The organism is Paenibacillus sp. EC2-1, from assembly GCF_049311625.1.
GTDB lineage: Bacteria > Bacillota > Bacilli > Paenibacillales > Paenibacillaceae > Paenibacillus_AQ.
In genome coordinates this window covers 1,756,288-1,772,760 of the sequence record NZ_CP186006.1, presented here as the reverse complement: position 1 = coordinate 1,772,760, position 16,473 = coordinate 1,756,288, and the positions used below count along the sequence as shown (strand labels likewise).

The following is a 16,473-nucleotide window of genomic DNA, read 5'->3' as shown; positions in this document are numbered from 1 at the left end:
AGACCTAAGGAATTTCGAGAGTCAAACTCGAAAGTCAATGTAATAATTGTGAAGGTTTTATGTCGAAAAGATTATATCATAGGATATGATTTCCTGTCATTGCTTTTCATTTTTTTATTTTTTTGCTATAAGTAGGGTATGTACTTGAAAGGAGCGTACCGGATGGAACACTACAAGCTATACAAGTCTCACCTCTTGTTTCCTGAAGACCGCCGCCTAATCATAGAAGGCCCTGTAACGCCCGAGCAGCTCTCCGAGCTGACTATGCACCCTGACCTCAATGCCTTTCGCCGTCCTGCAGAGCAGCATGAAGCCCTAATTGAAATTGCTGGGCTAGCGGAGGGAAGAATTATCCTTACCCGTGATGGGAATATGATTGTAGGGTATGTAACCTTTCATTATCCTGATGAACAAGAAAGATGGTCTCAGGGGAAAATGGAAGATTTGGTTGAGCTTGGAGCTATTGAAGTCGCCAATGATTACCGTTCACTCGGTCTAGGCCAGAAGATGATACAGACCGCTTTTGAAGATGAACAAATGGAGCAATATATCGTTTTTACGACAGAATACTATTGGCATTGGGACCTCAAGGGAAGTGGTCTGAATGTATGGGATTACCGCAAAATGATGGAACGATTGATGAAAGTCGTAGAAATGGAGTGGTATGCAACAGATGATCCTGAGATTTGCTCCCATCCCGCTAACTGTCTCATGGTCAAGATCGGAAAGCAGGTACCCTTATCTTCACAGGAGCAGTTTGACCGGATCAGATTCCAACAGCGATTTATGTATTAAAATAGATTATTTTCACGAAAAAGGCGCTGCTCTATTCAAAGAGACAACGCCTTTTTGCATACTTATGAAATCGATATCAAAACCTATGAACAGATATCAGTCTCTATAAGACTAGTATTTTAGATATGTTAATCTAATTTTACAAATGTTTTAGCATATGAGTGACAATGGAATGCGAGCGCTGGGATGCTTTAACCGTAAACTCTTGAAAATTTACATGCGCAGATCCATCTGCTTTATCCGACATAGATCGAATGACAACATACGGCACTTCGTTCATATAGCATACTTGAGCTACTGCGGATCCTTCCATTTCAGCACATGCACCGTTCAGTTGCTCGTAGAGCATTTGTACAGTTTCTCTACTCGCGATGAATTGATCCCCTGACAGAACCTTTCCTACAAGGTATCCATCTGCTGAGAGATCTTTACAAGCCTGCTCGGCCAGTTTGATCAAACGATCATCTGCTGGGAAGTCAGATACACTTTGGTACGGAATAACACCGCGCTCAAAGCCTAGTGGAGTCACATCCATATCATGCTGCATACACGATGAAGAAATAACGATATCACCGATGTTTAATCTAGGGTCCAGAGCTCCTGCAACCCCTGTAAACAGAATCTGTGATACACCGAAATAATCAATAAGTACTTGTGTTGTAATTGCAGCATTAACCTTGCCAACACCAGACTTGCATACCACTATTTCTTTACCCTCAAGTGTACCTTTTACATAACTCACTCCAGATTTTGTGACTTTCTCACTACTCTCCATCTGAGCCAATAGTAGTTCAATCTCTTCATCCATCGCACCAATTAACCCTATTACCGAAGTTGTCATGATCCTAGTGCCCCTCCATTCTTTCGTCTACTCATACTTACGTCTCTTAAATAACAGGACATAAGTAATATAATACTTCTGTTTATACACACTAGAAAGAAGCTCCTTGAAGGAGCTTCTTTCAAAATCTCTATCAATGTATAGGTACCTACTACCTACTCATTTACATGACTGACAGAAAGGCGAAGAATCGTCTCATGCGGCAAAATAACACGAGAATTATCTACATTCTCTTTCTTCATTAATTTCGTAAGTAAACGCATTGCTACAGCGCCCAAGTCATACATCGGTTGAGCGACTGTCGTCAACTGTGGACGAACCATAGAAGCCATACGAATATTATCGACACTGATGATCGAGAAATCATCTGGAACTTTATAGCCTTCGTCCTGGATGCTATGAATAGCTCCAATAGCCATTTCATCCGTTGCCGCAAATATAGCGGTTGGTTTCTTCTTCAATCCTAAGAAGTACTTCATCGCTTCTACCCCGGACTCATAACGGTAGTTACCGATCCGCACAAGGTCTTCCTGATATTCAATACCGGCTGCTTCAAGCGCCTTCTTATATCCTTGAAAACGTGCATATCCATTAGCTGGATCTTGCAGCGTTCCGCTGATCATCGCAATCTCACGATGACCATGTCGAACCAAGGTACTCACAGCATCAAAAGCCGCTTGCTCGTGATCGATATCGACGGAAGGATAGGAACCCTTCTCATCTCGAGTCGCACACAAAACAATCGGTACTGCAGAGGTCTGGAATGCCTGGATATGCTCGTCCGTAACAGTTCCACCCATAAATAGCAGACCATCAACTTGCTTCTCAAGCAAAGTGTTGATGACGCGAATTTCTTTTTCCTTCCGCTTGTCGGCATTACACAAAATAATATTATAATGGTACATGTTGGCGATATCTTCAATACCCCGGGCGATTTCAGCAAAAATAGAGTTCGAAATGTCTGGGATAACAACGCCGACGGTTGTTGTCTTCTTGCTAGCCAATCCTCTGGCGACTGCATTCGGACGATATCCTAATCTCTCTATTGCTTCATATACTTTCTTCCGGGTCTGAGGCTTAACGTTGGGGTTATTGTTGACAACCCGCGACACCGTTGCCATCGAAACGCCTGCTTCACGTGCCACATCGTAAATGGTTACCGTCAAATTCCTTCTCTCCATTGCCAATAAATTTTCATTCATTCATACATACGTACAACAGCCAATTAAATTTATGATACGACAAATTACTGCTTTGTGCAATGACACAGCTCTACAGCTTGTCCAAATTGCCTCTCAGCGCTTCAGTCGTAATATGGGAATGGGATGTATGCCAGACTGGCGCTCCTTGTCTAACAAGAATAACTTGAGGCGATTCATGCTTAATGTTTAAAGACTCGGCAGCTTCATTTGAAAGTGCACGGTCAGCTATCACATCAATCATAGCGTACTTAACCTCTTCATTAGGCTGATCCTTTAGGTACGCAGTCACTTGCTCATAAGCTCTCGCACTGATCGGACATCTGGTGCTGTGCTTAAACAGAAGAAGTGCCTTCTGATTAGATGCTTCTACCGCATCAAGCAATTGTTCGTTTGTAGTCATTTTCGTCATAGTCGCCATAGGATATACATTCCCTTCATTATATTGAAGTTCCTATACTATATCCTAACAAAATGTTCGTGAAAAATCCAACTAACTCGACAAAATCCATCATTAACTCGCACAGAAATCTAGATACTCATTTTGCAATTGTACAAATGCAGTCATCTTCTTCAGCCGAGTAGTTATCTCTGCCATCCACTCCGTGTCACACTCTAATTGGGCAACACGATAAAGATCCAGCAACTGATTGATCCGATCATCAAATGCAACCTTGCAGCGATGTTGAAATTCAAGCAATGAATCACTAGAAGATGCCAACACATCCCGTAGCACAGAAGCTGGTTCATAGATGTCCGCGAATGAAACTTGCATACGTTGCTTCACATCACCAAGCGAGCTTATATAGCAGACTAAATCTGCCTTAAGTAACGGTAAGAGTTCATATAATGAACAATCCTGACAAGCATAAACAGGAACATGGGAGATCCAGACCTTTCGTGCAAACACCAGCCTTCTAAGATCGACACTCATCATCTGTCCACATTTGCAATTCTTGAACAATTGGGCCACCTCAAATCCTATCACATGATGTCTAATAAGTCGGGACTAATCGTCATTTCGATAATACGCTTTGACATGAATAGTACTATTCGACTATCAACTCGAAAATCCTTCAAATTGTAACAATATATTGTTTTCCAATTATGGTTCATCCTGTTGTATGAATAGTGAAACGCACTGATGGATTTGATACAATGAATACATTCGGCAGCAAACGTCATACCGACCCATGCTAGTGTAAGCCGGAATTGTATTTTAGAAAGGAGCTTGGAACCTATGAGACTCACAGGTAAAAAAGTAATAGCTCTCGTTGACGAGGAGTTTGAGGATTTAGAGTTATGGTATCCTGTATACCGAGTTCGTGAAGAAGGTGCTGAGGTTCATTTAGCTGGTCAAGAAAAGGGCAAAACCTATATTGGCAAGTATGGTGTTCCAGCAACTGCAGAATATTCGTTTGATGAATTGAATAGTCAAGATTATGACGGCATTCTAGTACCAGGTGGCTGGGCTCCGGACAAGTTACGTCGTTACGACAAAGTTCTTCAATTGGTTCGTGACATGCACGAGGATAAAAAACCAATCGGACAAATTTGCCATGCAGGATGGGTATTAATTTCAGCGAAGATTTTAAATGGAGTAACTGTTACTTCCACGCCTGGTATTCGTGATGATATGGAGAATGGCGGTGCGATCTGGAAAGATGAAGCCGTAGTTACTGACGGTCACATCATTTCAGCTAGACGTCCTCCGGATCTGCCACCTTACGGTAAGGCATTCTGCGATGCACTGGCTGGCGAATAATTTAACTAATTAATTTAAGTTAAGATTCAATTCATACAAAAAGCCGTCCCAAAGGAACTGTTATTCCTTAAGACGGCTTTTCAAATGTATGCACTTTGATCTGTTCGTTATATCCATCACGATGAGCTTGTCCGTTCAAAAAAACGAACATAAAACTCAAAGCGTTTATAGTGCAGGTGTATCTTGGCTAACACCATCGCTCTTAAAGTTGTTTTGCTCAGCAAATCTAGTCAGGCGCTCTTCGATCTCTGAACTTGTGCGAAGTTTAAAGCAGGCTTCAGCCTCTTTCTTCGCTTCCTCAGCGTTCGTATTCAGAATTCGATGTTTCACTTTAAGTAGAGATAGGGGGGACATACTTAGCTTCTGTACACCAAACTCAAGCCAGAGTGGAATAGCACGCTCATCACCTGCAAGTTCACCACAGACGCTGATAGGTATTCCAGCACGCTTAGCAGCTTCTACTGTCGCCCTAAGCATTCGAATGACAGCTGGATGAAACGGATGATACATATGAGCAATCTGCTCATTCATACGATCCACCGCAAGAACATATTGTACTAAGTCATTCGTGCCAATACTGAAAAAATCACACTCTTCAGCTAACATATCCGCAATAGTTACCGCTGCAGGTATTTCAATCATAATGCCAACCTTAATATCCGGATCGTAAGCAATGCCGCGCCGATCAAGATCCGTCATAGCACGCTTGAGGATTTCGTTCGCCTGACGAACCTCTTCAACGGAAGAAATCATAGGATACATTAATTTTACTTTGCCATAATGACTCGCCCTTAAGATGGCAGTTAACTGTGTTTGAAAAAGCTCCATTCGATCCAGACTAATCCGAATCGCACGATACCCTAGAACTGGATTCTCTTCCTCCGGCAGTGAGAAGTAGTCCAGCTGCTTATCTCCACCGATATCGAGCGTCCGAATGACAACAGAGGCATCTCCTGCTTTCTCGGCAACCTGCCGGTAAACCTCAAACTGCTCATTTTCAGTCGGAAATGTATCTCGATCCATATAGAGGAATTCCGTACGAAACAAGCCCACACCCTGAGCCCCGTTCTTTAAAGCCATTTCCAGCTCTTTCAGAGAATTCATATTCGCAGCAAGATGAAAATGTGAACCATCTTTCGTAACAGCTTCGACAGACGATAGCAGTTGAAGTTGTTCTTTCTTCTTCCGCTGATCATCACGAATCCTTTGGTATCGCTCTAAGATCATTGGACTAGGGTTAACATATAAATGCCCCTCGTCACCATCGATCACAAGGAATTCGCCAGTCTGAATCGGCTGCTCCAGTCGGTTCTCTATTCCAGATACAAGTGGAATTCCAATCGCTCTGGCCATGATGGCAGAATGAGAAGTCTTACCTCCAGACATCGTCACAATGCCTAGAACATGAGATGGATTGAGATGAGCAAGCTGTGATGGAGACAGCTCCTTTGCCACGAGAATATAGGGCTGTGTATCTGACGGAAGTGTCACTTCAGGTGCGCCAAGCAAATGTTTAAGTAGTCGATTACCGACATCTTTAATATCAATTGCCCGCTCCTTCATATATTCATCATCAAGCAGATCAAACATCGATACAAAGTGGTCAATCGCTTCCTTAACAGCCACTTCAGCCGCTTTGTATTGTCGTTCAATGAGCCCTTGAATCTCATTCATGAACACCGGATCCTCCAAAATGGCAAGATGTGCATCAAAAATATGAGATTCCTCGTCCCCCACCATTTCTTTGAATTCATTCTTGATATATTCTATTTCATCTTTGGAGGTTCGTATGCCTTCATAAAGTCGCTCGAACTCTTTAGCTAAATCGACAGCGTCGATTTCAGAATCCGGCAGATCCAGTTCCCAGTGAGGAAGGACAAACGCCTTCCCGAACGCAACGCCCGCTGCTGCGCCAATGCCTTGTATCATGTTTCTCTACCCCCAGCGTTACTCTCATTTAGTACGACTGACATGACCGATGACTGTCCTTTTTTGACCGATTTAAAAGGAGCATAGTTCCAGGACCTCACCTTATCTGGATTCGTGATCACCATCGGTGTAGCCAGTGATGCTGCATGACTCTTCAAATACGCAAGATCAAATCGCACCAGCAGTTGTCCTGGTTCAACCGTGTCCCCTTCACTGACAACAGCTGTGAAGGGTCCTTTCAACTGTGATGTATCAATACCTATGTGTATAAGTACCTCCAAGCCTTCCGGCGTAGAGATCCCAATTGCATGCATCGTAGGATATATGTGCATTACGGTCCCGAACACCGGTGAAACCAGCTCACCTTTCTCCGGTATAAATGCAACCCCACTACCTACTAGCTTAGCTGCAAAGATATCATCTGGAACTTCCTCAATAGGCAGCATTCTTCCTTGAACGGGAGCACTAAACAGTACCCTTGGCAGATCACGTTGCATCAGTTTATTGATCTCTTCTCGAATCAGCTCAGAGTAAGTTCCGAACACAACTTGTACGTTACCGCCACCTAGCTTAATGATTCCTGCGGAGCCAAGCAGTTTAAGCGCGTTCGTGTCGATCTGACGATCGTTATAAACGGTTAGTCGAAGTCGCGTCATACAGGATTCTACCTGCACGATGTTATCTTTCCCTCCCAGTGCATCCAGAATCAGTGGAGCCTGATAAGGTATATTACCTGCCCAACCTTCTAGTGCAGAGCCTTCCTCACGCCCCGGCGTTGGGATTCCGAACCTTCGAATTGCCCAGCGGAACAGAAAATAGTAGATTAATCCGTAGGCGATGCCAATAGGAATCAAAATCCAAGCATTCTGAGAAAGATGATAGTTAATAACAAAATCGATAAACCCTGCAGAATATGAAAAGCCATGATGAACATTAAAGATATACGTTAACACCATTGCGAAACCAGCCATTAATGCATGAAGAACATAGAGATATGGAGATGCAAACAAGAAAGCAAATTCGATCTGCTCTGATACCCCAGTCAAGAAACAAACAAGAGCTGAACGCATAAAGGTCTTCTTCACCTTAGGTTTCAGATCTTCTCGAGCTTCTTGAATAATAGCAAACGCAATAGCTGGAAGTGCGAACATCATGATTGGAAATAACCCAGCCATAAAATCTCCAGCAGTCGGGTCCCCGGCAAAGAAACGCGGTAAATCTCCTTGTACTATTACACCATCCGAAGTTTCGTATGTTCCAAGTTGAAACCAGTACACATTGTTTAAAATATGGTGGAGCCCAAAGGCCGTTAATACACGATATAAAATTCCGTATAAAAACAGACCAAAACCACCCATATGAACGGTTAATAAATAAAATGCTTCAAACCCTTTTTGTATAAGGGGCGCTACACTGGTCATTCCCCAAGCAAATACAGCTGAGAATAAGCCCATAATTAACAGTACAAAACGAGAGCCTCCGAAAAATTGTATCGCCTCCGGAAGCTTAATATGTTTAAAACGATTGTAGACTATACTCGAAACAACTCCGAAAATAATACCGATCAAGGTTGACGGCTGCACGCTACCGTCCCCGGCCACCGCAGTAACCTGATCATAGATGAACATGCCAGCAAGTGCTGCTAGCCCGGCTGGTCCACCTTGGTTAGATAGCCCCCATGCCACCCCGATTGCAAACAAATAGGGCATATAATAGAAAACACCGTGGCCGGCCGCTGAAGCGACCTCACCCAAGGATTCCATTCCCCATGAAGCCCAGGGCAAACTCCCGAAACTAAGCAGGAGAGCCGCCGCAGGAAGAGCCATCGTAGGGAGCATGACTGCTCTGCCCAATTGCTGTAAAGATCCCAACCAATTCAAGGCGAGCCCTCCTTTCTATTCTAGATGGTAAGCGCTCAGCATGATTTTGTCAAAAGAATTGCCTAACAAAAAATAGGCAAGCTCTGAATGTCAGGGCTTGCCATAAACGAATACAATTTCGAACAGTTTATTTCTCGCGGAGAGCGATAGAATCCTCAACTTTAATACAGCGGTCCATAATTGCGATCATACCATGGGCTTCTGCAATAGCCGCAGCTTCATCACTTATAATCCCTTGCTGAAGCCAGAGTACCTTAGCCCCAATCGCAGCAGCCTCCTCAGCGACCTCAGCACAATATTCACTTCGTCTGAACACATTTACAATACTAACAGCTTCTGGAATGTCCTTAAGGGATGAGTAACACTTCTCCCCTAGAATCTCAGTAGCTTTCGGATTCACGGGTATGATGCGGTATCCACGGTTCTGCATCGCTTGTGCAACCATATATGAGGTTCGGTCCGTCCGATCTGACAAACCGACTACTGCAATATTTCCCGCATTCCGTAATATGTCTGCTATTTGCTCTCGTGTAGGATTTTCAAATGCCATCTTAAGTCCACCTTTCCGGGACTCATCCAAAAATGTTTACATGCGTTAGTCCCTTATTTATTATTGTACCCATTCCACATTCGCGCCAAGCGCCTTCAAATGGTCGAAATACTGCGGATAAGACTTCGCTACATGATGGGCATCTTTGATGCGTAATGGCTTCTCCGAACGTAAACCTACGACGGTTAGAGCCATGATGACCCGATGATCATAATGAGCATTTATCTCAACGCCGCCTTCTACACCTTCAGGGCGACCATGAACAATGATCTCAGCCTGTTTTTCCTCAACATGTGCACCGGCTTTTCGAAGCTCGTTCAAATAGTCCGTAATCCGGTCACATTCTTTATAGCGTAAATTTTCTACATTGTAGAAACGAGAGGTCCCATCCGCGAACACTGCAGCAGCAACCATAGCCAGTACAGCATCAGTCGCTGTATCTCCATCAAACTCAAGTGCCTGCAATTTTCCATTTCCCTTCACATGAACATCACCATTCTCATGCGTTAGAGGCACCTTCATCATCTGAAGTACATCAATAATCGCTCGCTCACCTTGTTTGCTATCTTCTGATAGATTGCGAATGGTCACATCAGATTGCGTAACTGCTGCTGCCGCTAGTACAGCTGCTGAACCTGGATAATCGCCTTGCACCGTATAGGTCTTCGCTTGGTAGGCCTGTCCTCCTGGCACACGGAATTGCGTGTAATCTTCAGAAGCATGTATCACGATACCAGCTTGCTCTAACACTTCAAGTGTCTGCCCGATGACTACCTTGGATTTCAGATCTCCTGTAACCGTAATCTCACTATCTTCAGTTAATAGTGGTGTTACGAACAGCAGTGCACTTAAGTACTGTGAGCTGACCTCACCGGATACAGTGATCTGTCCGCCTTTTGCTTGGCCTCCACGAATGGTTATCGGAAGTCGGCCATTATTATGCTCCACTTGTACACCTAACTGACCAAGCGCATCGATAAGATCATCATGAGGACGCTTTCCAAGTGAATCCGGGTATGTATTAACGAACGTTACTTCTTTCGAGAGCGATGTAATTCCCATTAGGAATCGAAGGACAGCTCCCGCATTTCCGACATTCAGCTCTGTCACATCTTTAGGTGAACGACCGAATCCTGTTATAACTGCTTTCTCTCCATCTTCTACAAGCGTCGCACCAAGATCTTGGATACAGCGTCTCATTGCGTCACTGTCTTCACTGTGAGCTGGATAATAAATTGTGCTCTCCCCTTCAGCAAGAGCAGCAACAAGTAAATAACGGGTCGTGTAATTTTTGGAGGAAAGTGCTCCAATTTCTCCTTTTAATTCCGGTGTCGGCCTTACGATAACGTCCATGTATGTAATCTCTCCTTATTTATGATTTAAGCAAAGTCCTCTTCTTATCTTCCATAAGTACCATAGATAAATTGACAGGTAATTCTCCCCTTCGGTATCATGAAAGCATAGACGAAGGCTTAATAACTTCAGAAAAGAGGAACATTTCGATGAAACCTATTCCCCAGATTGAACCTTCCGAGCTTAGACGCCGGCTCCAAGACGGAGAAAACATCTACATGATTGATGTACGCGAAGATGATGAAGTCGCACAAGGTATGATTGCCGGTGCTAAACATATCCCGATGGGAGACATCCCTAGCCGATTAGATGAAATCCCTCGTAATACCGAGGTAATATTCATCTGTCGCAGCGGTGGACGCAGTCAACATGTATGTGATTTTTTGAGCCATCAAGGAATCCAGAATGTTGTCAATATGACAGGTGGCATGCTTCAGTGGAATAACGAAGAATAGTTCCTATACGAACATTTTATTCTTCGCTACTTACAGAAGTGGGAATATTCCCACTTCTGTATGCATCAGTTATTGCAGTTGAAGCTTAGCCGCGGTAATGCGTTAAAATATGATGCGCTACTTCATGGGCGGAACAACCTGTTGTATCCACCGTCACATTTGCAAAGCGATAACAATCTTTACGCTCTTCCATAATCTTACTCACCCTGGCCTCTAGGTTCCCAGCCAACAGCGGACGGTTCCCATCCCCACGGACTCGCTCAATAATTACAGACTCATCTGCCGTGAGGGCAACTACCCAGCCTTTACTGCTCATAAGCTCACAATTCTCTTGCCTAAGCACAGATCCGCCACCCGTAGCGATCACGAGCTTCTGACGCTCAAGAACTCTCTCGAGTACCGCCGACTCTGCGTTACGAAAAAAAGACTCACCTTCACCTTCAAAAATGGCTGGTATCGATTTCCCTACTGCTTTCTCAATTTCTGCATCCAGATCAACAAGGGTATAATTTAACTGTTGTGCGATAATACTCCCAGCTGTGCTCTTGCCTGTCCCCATCATACCAATCAGAATGATATTTTGGCCCGTTTGATTCATTTCCTCACCTCATTTGCACATTCAGCCTATTAAACTTTTTCATATCATACCACAGGCCCAAAAGATTGGACAATCCAGCTATTTAGCCTAAATGCGCCAAATGAGAGCTCCATATATATTTCTACTCTACCAGTCTATCTTTTGATAAATTGCCATATAAATAGTAATACCCTTTGCAAGATTATGATGATCAGGAGTGATATGAAGACAATGTCTTACGACCAATTCACGAGGCCTGAACCACCAAAAAGACTCAGCATGATTCTAGATCCTTCGCACCCTCTATGCCGCGAAGATATTATCTGGGTTCTACATTATGTACAAAAAAAAGTGGCTTCGAAAGACCCAGCGCTACTGGACCTCTCAAAGCCACGATTACTACAAAGCTTCAGCAGATACTGCGAAGCTGCTATGCTACTTCTAGGCAACAAAGCGCACTTTCATGCCGATGACGATGACATTCGCGCATGTCTGCGTGATGTAGTTCACGGTTTAACGGATATTAATCCATCCAGTTAAAGTGGAATACGCCTTCTTTGTCTACACGTTTGAATGTATGAGCACCGAAGTAGTCACGCTGTGCTTGAAGCAGGTTTGCAGGAAGGTTCGCTGTACGGTAACTGTCGTAGTATGCGAGCGCACTTGCGAAGCCTGGAACCGGAATACCAAGAGTTACTGCGGAAGCAACAACTTTACGCCATGCATCTTGGTAGTTCTCGATGATTTCTTTGAAGAACGGATCCAGAAGCAAGTTTTTCAGTTCCGGATTGTTGTTGTATGCATCCGTGATGTTCTGAAGGAAACGGGAACGAATGATACAGCCCCCACGCCAGATTTTAGCAAGCTCACCATACTGAAGATCCCAGTTATATTCATCAGATGCAACACGAAGTTGTGCGAAACCTTGAGCGTAGGAAACGATTTTGCTCGCAAACAACGCTTTGCGGACATTTTCGATAAATTCCGCTTTGTCGCCTGAGAAACTTTCCGTTTTTGGACCGTTCAAGATAGAGCTTGCTGCCACACGCTCCTCTTTCATTGCAGAAAGGAAACGGGAGAATACGGATTCTGTAATCATGGACAATGGAACGCCTAGATCCAAGGAGCTTTGGCTTGTCCATTTACCAGTACCTTTTTGACCAGCTGTATCTAAAATAAGATCAACCATCGGCTTACCTGTCTCTTCATCATATTTCGAGAAGATATCCGCTGTGATTTCGATTAGGTAGCTATCTAGCTCGCCTTTATTCCATTCGGAGAAAATACCATGAAGTTCTTTAGCATCGAGTCCAAGTACATCTTTCATGAGATGATAAGCTTCACAGATCAGCTGCATATCTCCATACTCAATGCCGTTGTGAACCATTTTCACATAGTGACCCGCACCGTCTGGACCAATATATGTACAGCAAGGCTCTTCGTTAATTTTTGCAGAAATTGCTGTTAGGATCGGTTGAACGAGTTCATAAGCACTCTTCTGTCCACCAGGCATGATAGAAGGACCTTTAAGCGCTCCTTCTTCTCCGCCAGATACACCAGCACCGATGAAACGGAAGCCTTTAGCTTCAAGCTCTTTGCTACGACGAACCGTATCAGGGAAGTAAGCATTACCTCCATCGATAATGATATCACCTTGATCCAAATGTGGAAGAAGCTGCTCAATTGTACCGTCAGTAGCTTGTCCAGCTTGAACCATGATTAGAATCTTACGAGGAGTTTCAAGAGACTCCACAAATTCCTCGATGGAGAATGTTCCTTTGAGGTTTTTTCCTTCTGCTTCCTTCAACAGATCCTCCGTTTTTTGCGGAGAGCGGTTATATACGGAAACGGTGAAGCCTTTGCTCTCGATGTTTAGAGCCAAATTTTTACCCATTACAGCAAGGCCAATCACACCAATTTGTTGTTTTTCCATCTGGTTCTCCATCCTTTACTCCATTATATTTGTACGTAATTCATCACGAGCAGTGTAAACCGCGGATGACTCACAATACACCTATATTAACGTTTTTCCGCAGAGAAGTGAACCCCCTCACTTGAAAACTGACCGCGCGAAAACACCCCTGAACGTCTGAGGTGTTGTTCGTGCTTTTTAGTTTGTGCAGGAATCTGATTACCATTCAAGTCGTAATAGCTCAAGCGAGAGTTCGTAGAGTCTTTTTTTGCAATCAGCGGCAGCACTTTCATTTCCGGTTTGAATCGCCTTATACAGCTTCTCCAGCTCATCATCAGCTTCAAGCCTGCATAGCAGTAATCGTCGTTCTCCTTCCTTCGACTCGAACAGACGAACCATCTCCTGCTCTGTCATGGGCGTTCCTTTCTGGTAGAGCACGCGCTGCCGGTACCCAGAAATTTCCACAAGGCGGATGACCTCTCCAAACAAAATATTCTCAATTAATATCTGCCTGTCTTTAAACCGCTTCACAACCGCATGTCCTCGCGTGTTCTCGATAAGCTTCTCCATCCATTCTGCAAGCTTCGGGTCCCTGATCATATAGTCACCAACCAGTTTATATCCGCTGCCTGTACGCTGGAAGCGTAGTTTTACAAGCTTTCGACCCGTCCGGATAGATATGACAAATTGGACGTCGTTCTCACTCCAATAAAGAGAATATCCTTCTTGGATCAATTCCTTAATTAAGTCCTGGATATGCCGGCGGTCAAACCGGAGTTCCAAATTGCAATACTCCACTTCCTCGCTCTTATTCACGGCACTCCCTCCTCGGTACTCCTTCTCCTATCTTATGCGGCTAAGATGATTTATTACGGTTGGACTTCTTTGACGTTGTCTTATCTATATCTTATACTTCATCTTATGTAACGGTAACTTGGTTTATTGACTATTTTTACCCTCTAATATTGAGGCACAAACTTGAAACCAGATGGATGCCTAGGTATAACCTTTTCCACCTGAATTAAAGACTTGAAAGGATTGTCCTCAACCACACGTTATGACTACTTACAGGGAGGTTGTTTCTATATGAGTTTTTCAGGATTTACTGCAGATGACTTTGATGTTTTTAATGTTCCAGGGCTAGAGAACCGCATGGAAGTGCTTATCGAGCGTGTTCGTCCCAAACTAGAGACTCTAGGTGCTGAGATCGCTCCTTACATATCCGCGGTATGTGGGGAAGAAATGTTCGTCCATGTTGCTAAGCACGCACGAAGAACGGTAAATCCACCGATTGACACTTGGGTGGCTTGGGCTGCGAACAAGCGAGGTTATAAAGCGTTACCGCATTTTGAGGTCGGTATGTTCGAATCGCATCTATTCATTATTTTTGCCATCATATATGAAAGTCCGAACAAGACGGTATTTGCAAGTAATCTAGACAAGAAAATGTCCGACATAAAAGCTAAACTGCCTGATCAGTTCTATTGGTCCACCGATCATATGAGTCCGACCGGTACGTCGCATGCGGATATGGATCATGAGCGTATGAGCGCCCTCATTCATAAGCTACAGCAGGTAAAGAAAGCCGAGGTCATGTGCGGCCTTCGTATTCCTCGTGAAGAAGCAGCTAAACTTAGTGGTGAGCAATTGATTGAAAAAATTCAGGAGACGTTTGAAACGCTGCTTCCCCTGTACCGGATGGCATTCTAGACTAGATAAAACTTGAACAGCCTTAGCTCAAATGAGCTAAGGCTGTTTGTCCTATATTGAGCTGCGTAGATTTAAGCCTTCGCGCGACTTGATTGAACCCCTGAACCGTGACGCCTGGATAGAAACAGATGAATGAAGAATAACGTTCCCATGACTATTCCGCTCGCAACAAATGGAGCACCATGACCGACTCCATCCCAGAGCCATCCGGAAATAATTGGTCCGAATACCATCCCTGACCCCTGTAAAGTTAAGAAGAAGCCCCATACCGTTCCCCGTTCCCCCTTGGGAACTAAACTGGCAACAAAGGTGTTCCATGCTGGTAATATCATGGCGTAAGCAACACCAACGGCACATACTAGTCCGTACACAATTGGAAGTGATTTAAAAAGAGTGAATATACACAAGGTTATCGCACAGAGAAGGAATCCTGTGTTCAAAAATGGTGTCGTCCCGAAACGGTCAATCAGTTTACCAGCTGGTATTAGTGCAAGAACGGTAATTCCACCCCCAACAACGAGCAGCAAGCTGTACTGATTCGGAGATACACCGAGTTCATTGCTAACATAGAGCGTCAATACGGGACTTAACAGCCCGATGACGGAAGACTGGAGGAATAGTGCAGGATACACTAACCAGCTGACATTCAGCGTGGTCTTAACCTCATGAAGTGTAGCTTTCACGCTAGTCCTAAGCTTGTTCAAGCCATCCTTCAGTCGATTCCCTGTTAGTGCAGCAGTAGCTGAGACCTCTGCTTTTAACGCAATTTTCACCCTGCCAGGAAGCAATAATGCTGTTAGCACAAGTATAATGCCCGCACCAATCATGATTAAAAAAGCTGTCTGATAATTCTTCGATGTGTGTTCCATCACAAAATTCATGGTAATCGGGCCTACTCCCGTTCCAGCGAGAGCCGCTGTCTCCAAGGCCCCCATGGCTGTACCATTGCTGTTATTAGGCCCTGAGATTTCAGTAGCTCCTGTCATTGCGCAAGGCCATAACGGAGCTGTTCCTGTCCCAAGGATGAGACAGGCGAATGAAAGCCAGATCGGGCCATCGGTAAAGGCAATGATAAGCACACCTAGAACGACCATGGTAAGTGCTACAGTCATCGTTGTCTTGAAGCCAAGACGTTCAGCGATCCACCCTGCTGGACTGCGGAACAGATTATCGCCTAAGTACTGCAGTGCAAAGGCAACACCGATCACCGTTCCTGATACGCCAAGAACATTTTTCATATATACTGGAAGAATCGCGACAAGTAGTGAACCCTTAATAAATTCGACTAGAAAAATAATCGCAAGCAATTCAAAGAAAAAAGGAGACATCAATCGGCGCTTATTCGCCGTGGAAATGACCTCAGTCATGGACTCACATCCTATCGCTCATACTGTAAAGCACTTATCTCTATTGTTTCCTGATCTCAAAGAAGAAATGCCTCCAAATCATTTGCTTGCAATCCCCCTCTATTTTGCTATACTCAATTTTGTTTATATAAAACACAAAT

General features: G+C 44.1%; 17 protein-coding genes. 5 read left to right on the top strand and 12 right to left on the bottom strand.

Annotation, left to right across the window (positions count from 1 at the left end):
• The first annotated feature begins 162 nt into the window (after nt 1–162).
• Complete coding sequence (locus ACK8P5_RS08245; RefSeq protein WP_422660462.1) at nt 163–795, top strand: GNAT family N-acetyltransferase; 633 nt, start codon at nt 163–165, stop codon at nt 793–795.
• 139 nt (nt 796–934) lie between these two features.
• Here ACK8P5_RS08245 and ACK8P5_RS08240 read toward each other — a convergent pair whose 3' ends face one another.
• The 4 genes from ACK8P5_RS08240 to ACK8P5_RS08225 all read right to left on the bottom strand — a co-directional run bounded on the left by ACK8P5_RS08240 (nt 935) and on the right by ACK8P5_RS08225 (nt 3,823).
• Nucleotides 935–1,636 carry a 5'-methylthioadenosine/adenosylhomocysteine nucleosidase gene (locus ACK8P5_RS08240; RefSeq protein WP_422660461.1) on the bottom strand — a complete coding sequence of 234 codons (702 nt, stop codon included), beginning with the start codon at nt 1,634–1,636 and terminating at the stop codon, nt 935–937.
• A 155-nt stretch (nt 1,637–1,791) separates the two neighbouring features.
• The gene (ccpA, locus tag ACK8P5_RS08235) at nt 1,792–2,802 is read right to left on the bottom strand and encodes a catabolite control protein A (RefSeq protein ID WP_422660460.1); all 1,011 of its coding nucleotides are present in this window, start codon (nt 2,800–2,802) and stop codon (nt 1,792–1,794) included.
• Nucleotides 2,803–2,908: 106 nt separating this feature from the next.
• Nucleotides 2,909–3,256 carry a bacillithiol system redox-active protein YtxJ gene (gene ytxJ / locus ACK8P5_RS08230; protein ID WP_422660459.1) on the bottom strand — a complete coding sequence of 116 codons (348 nt, stop codon included), beginning with the start codon at nt 3,254–3,256 and terminating at the stop codon, nt 2,909–2,911.
• A 93-nt stretch (nt 3,257–3,349) separates the two neighbouring features.
• Entirely contained in the window at nt 3,350–3,823 is a 474-nt protein-coding gene (locus ACK8P5_RS08225; protein ID WP_422660458.1) for a hypothetical protein, read from the bottom strand.
• Between the two features lie 252 nt (nt 3,824–4,075).
• On the opposite strand from ACK8P5_RS08225, the gene ACK8P5_RS08220 reads away from it, so the two are divergent.
• Nucleotides 4,076–4,600 carry a type 1 glutamine amidotransferase domain-containing protein gene (locus ACK8P5_RS08220; RefSeq protein ID WP_422660457.1) on the top strand — a complete coding sequence of 175 codons (525 nt, stop codon included), beginning with the start codon at nt 4,076–4,078 and terminating at the stop codon, nt 4,598–4,600.
• Between the two features lie 165 nt (nt 4,601–4,765).
• On the opposite strand, the gene ptsP is transcribed toward ACK8P5_RS08220, so the two are convergent.
• The 4 genes from ptsP to aroA all read right to left on the bottom strand — a co-directional run bounded on the left by ptsP (nt 4,766) and on the right by aroA (nt 10,312).
• Nucleotides 4,766–6,529, bottom strand: a complete 1,764-nt coding sequence (ptsP, locus tag ACK8P5_RS08215) for a phosphoenolpyruvate--protein phosphotransferase (RefSeq protein WP_422660456.1) — start codon at nt 6,527–6,529, stop codon at nt 4,766–4,768.
• Nucleotides 6,526–8,409: a glucose PTS transporter subunit IIA gene (locus ACK8P5_RS08210; protein WP_422660455.1), complete on the bottom strand. Its 1,884-nt coding sequence runs from the start codon at nt 8,407–8,409 to the stop codon at nt 6,526–6,528. The genes ptsP and ACK8P5_RS08210 overlap by 4 nt, the downstream gene beginning before the upstream one ends.
• A 127-nt stretch (nt 8,410–8,536) precedes the next feature.
• Nucleotides 8,537–8,959, bottom strand: coding sequence for a CoA-binding protein (locus tag ACK8P5_RS08205; RefSeq protein ID WP_422660454.1), 423 nt, complete (start codon nt 8,957–8,959; stop codon nt 8,537–8,539).
• Between the two features lie 60 nt (nt 8,960–9,019).
• Complete coding sequence (gene aroA, locus ACK8P5_RS08200) at nt 9,020–10,312, bottom strand: 3-phosphoshikimate 1-carboxyvinyltransferase (RefSeq protein ID WP_422660453.1); 1,293 nt, start codon at nt 10,310–10,312, stop codon at nt 9,020–9,022.
• A gap of 149 nt (nt 10,313–10,461) precedes the next feature.
• Here aroA and ACK8P5_RS08195 point away from each other — a divergent pair, with 149 nt between their 5' ends.
• Nucleotides 10,462–10,767, top strand: coding sequence for a rhodanese-like domain-containing protein (locus tag ACK8P5_RS08195; RefSeq protein ID WP_422660452.1), 306 nt, complete (start codon nt 10,462–10,464; stop codon nt 10,765–10,767).
• A gap of 85 nt (nt 10,768–10,852) precedes the next feature.
• Here ACK8P5_RS08195 and ACK8P5_RS08190 read toward each other — a convergent pair whose 3' ends face one another.
• Complete coding sequence (locus ACK8P5_RS08190) at nt 10,853–11,365, bottom strand: shikimate kinase (RefSeq protein ID WP_422660451.1); 513 nt, start codon at nt 11,363–11,365, stop codon at nt 10,853–10,855.
• A gap of 201 nt (nt 11,366–11,566) precedes the next feature.
• Here ACK8P5_RS08190 and ACK8P5_RS08185 point away from each other — a divergent pair, with 201 nt between their 5' ends.
• The gene (locus ACK8P5_RS08185) at nt 11,567–11,884 is read left to right on the top strand and encodes a hypothetical protein (protein WP_422660450.1); all 318 of its coding nucleotides are present in this window, start codon (nt 11,567–11,569) and stop codon (nt 11,882–11,884) included.
• On the opposite strand, the gene gndA is transcribed toward ACK8P5_RS08185, so the two are convergent.
• Both gndA and ACK8P5_RS08175 read right to left on the bottom strand, forming a co-directional pair.
• Entirely contained in the window at nt 11,868–13,277 is a 1,410-nt protein-coding gene (gene gndA, locus ACK8P5_RS08180) for an NADP-dependent phosphogluconate dehydrogenase (protein WP_422660449.1), read from the bottom strand. The two genes, ACK8P5_RS08185 and gndA, sit on opposite strands and share 17 nt — an antisense overlap.
• A 198-nt stretch (nt 13,278–13,475) precedes the next feature.
• Nucleotides 13,476–14,072, bottom strand: a complete 597-nt coding sequence (locus ACK8P5_RS08175; RefSeq protein ID WP_422660448.1) for a hypothetical protein — start codon at nt 14,070–14,072, stop codon at nt 13,476–13,478.
• A 270-nt stretch (nt 14,073–14,342) separates the two neighbouring features.
• Between ACK8P5_RS08175 and ACK8P5_RS08170 the strand changes: the two genes are divergently transcribed.
• A complete protein-coding gene (locus ACK8P5_RS08170) occupies nt 14,343–14,966 on the top strand; it encodes a YktB family protein (RefSeq protein ID WP_422660447.1) in 624 nt (207 codons plus the stop codon).
• 71 nt (nt 14,967–15,037) lie between these two features.
• On the opposite strand, the gene ACK8P5_RS08165 is transcribed toward ACK8P5_RS08170, so the two are convergent.
• On the bottom strand, nt 15,038–16,333 hold the full coding sequence (locus ACK8P5_RS08165; protein ID WP_422660446.1) for an MFS transporter: 1,296 nt from the start codon (nt 16,331–16,333) through the stop codon (nt 15,038–15,040).
• Nucleotides 16,334–16,473 lie beyond the last annotated feature (140 nt).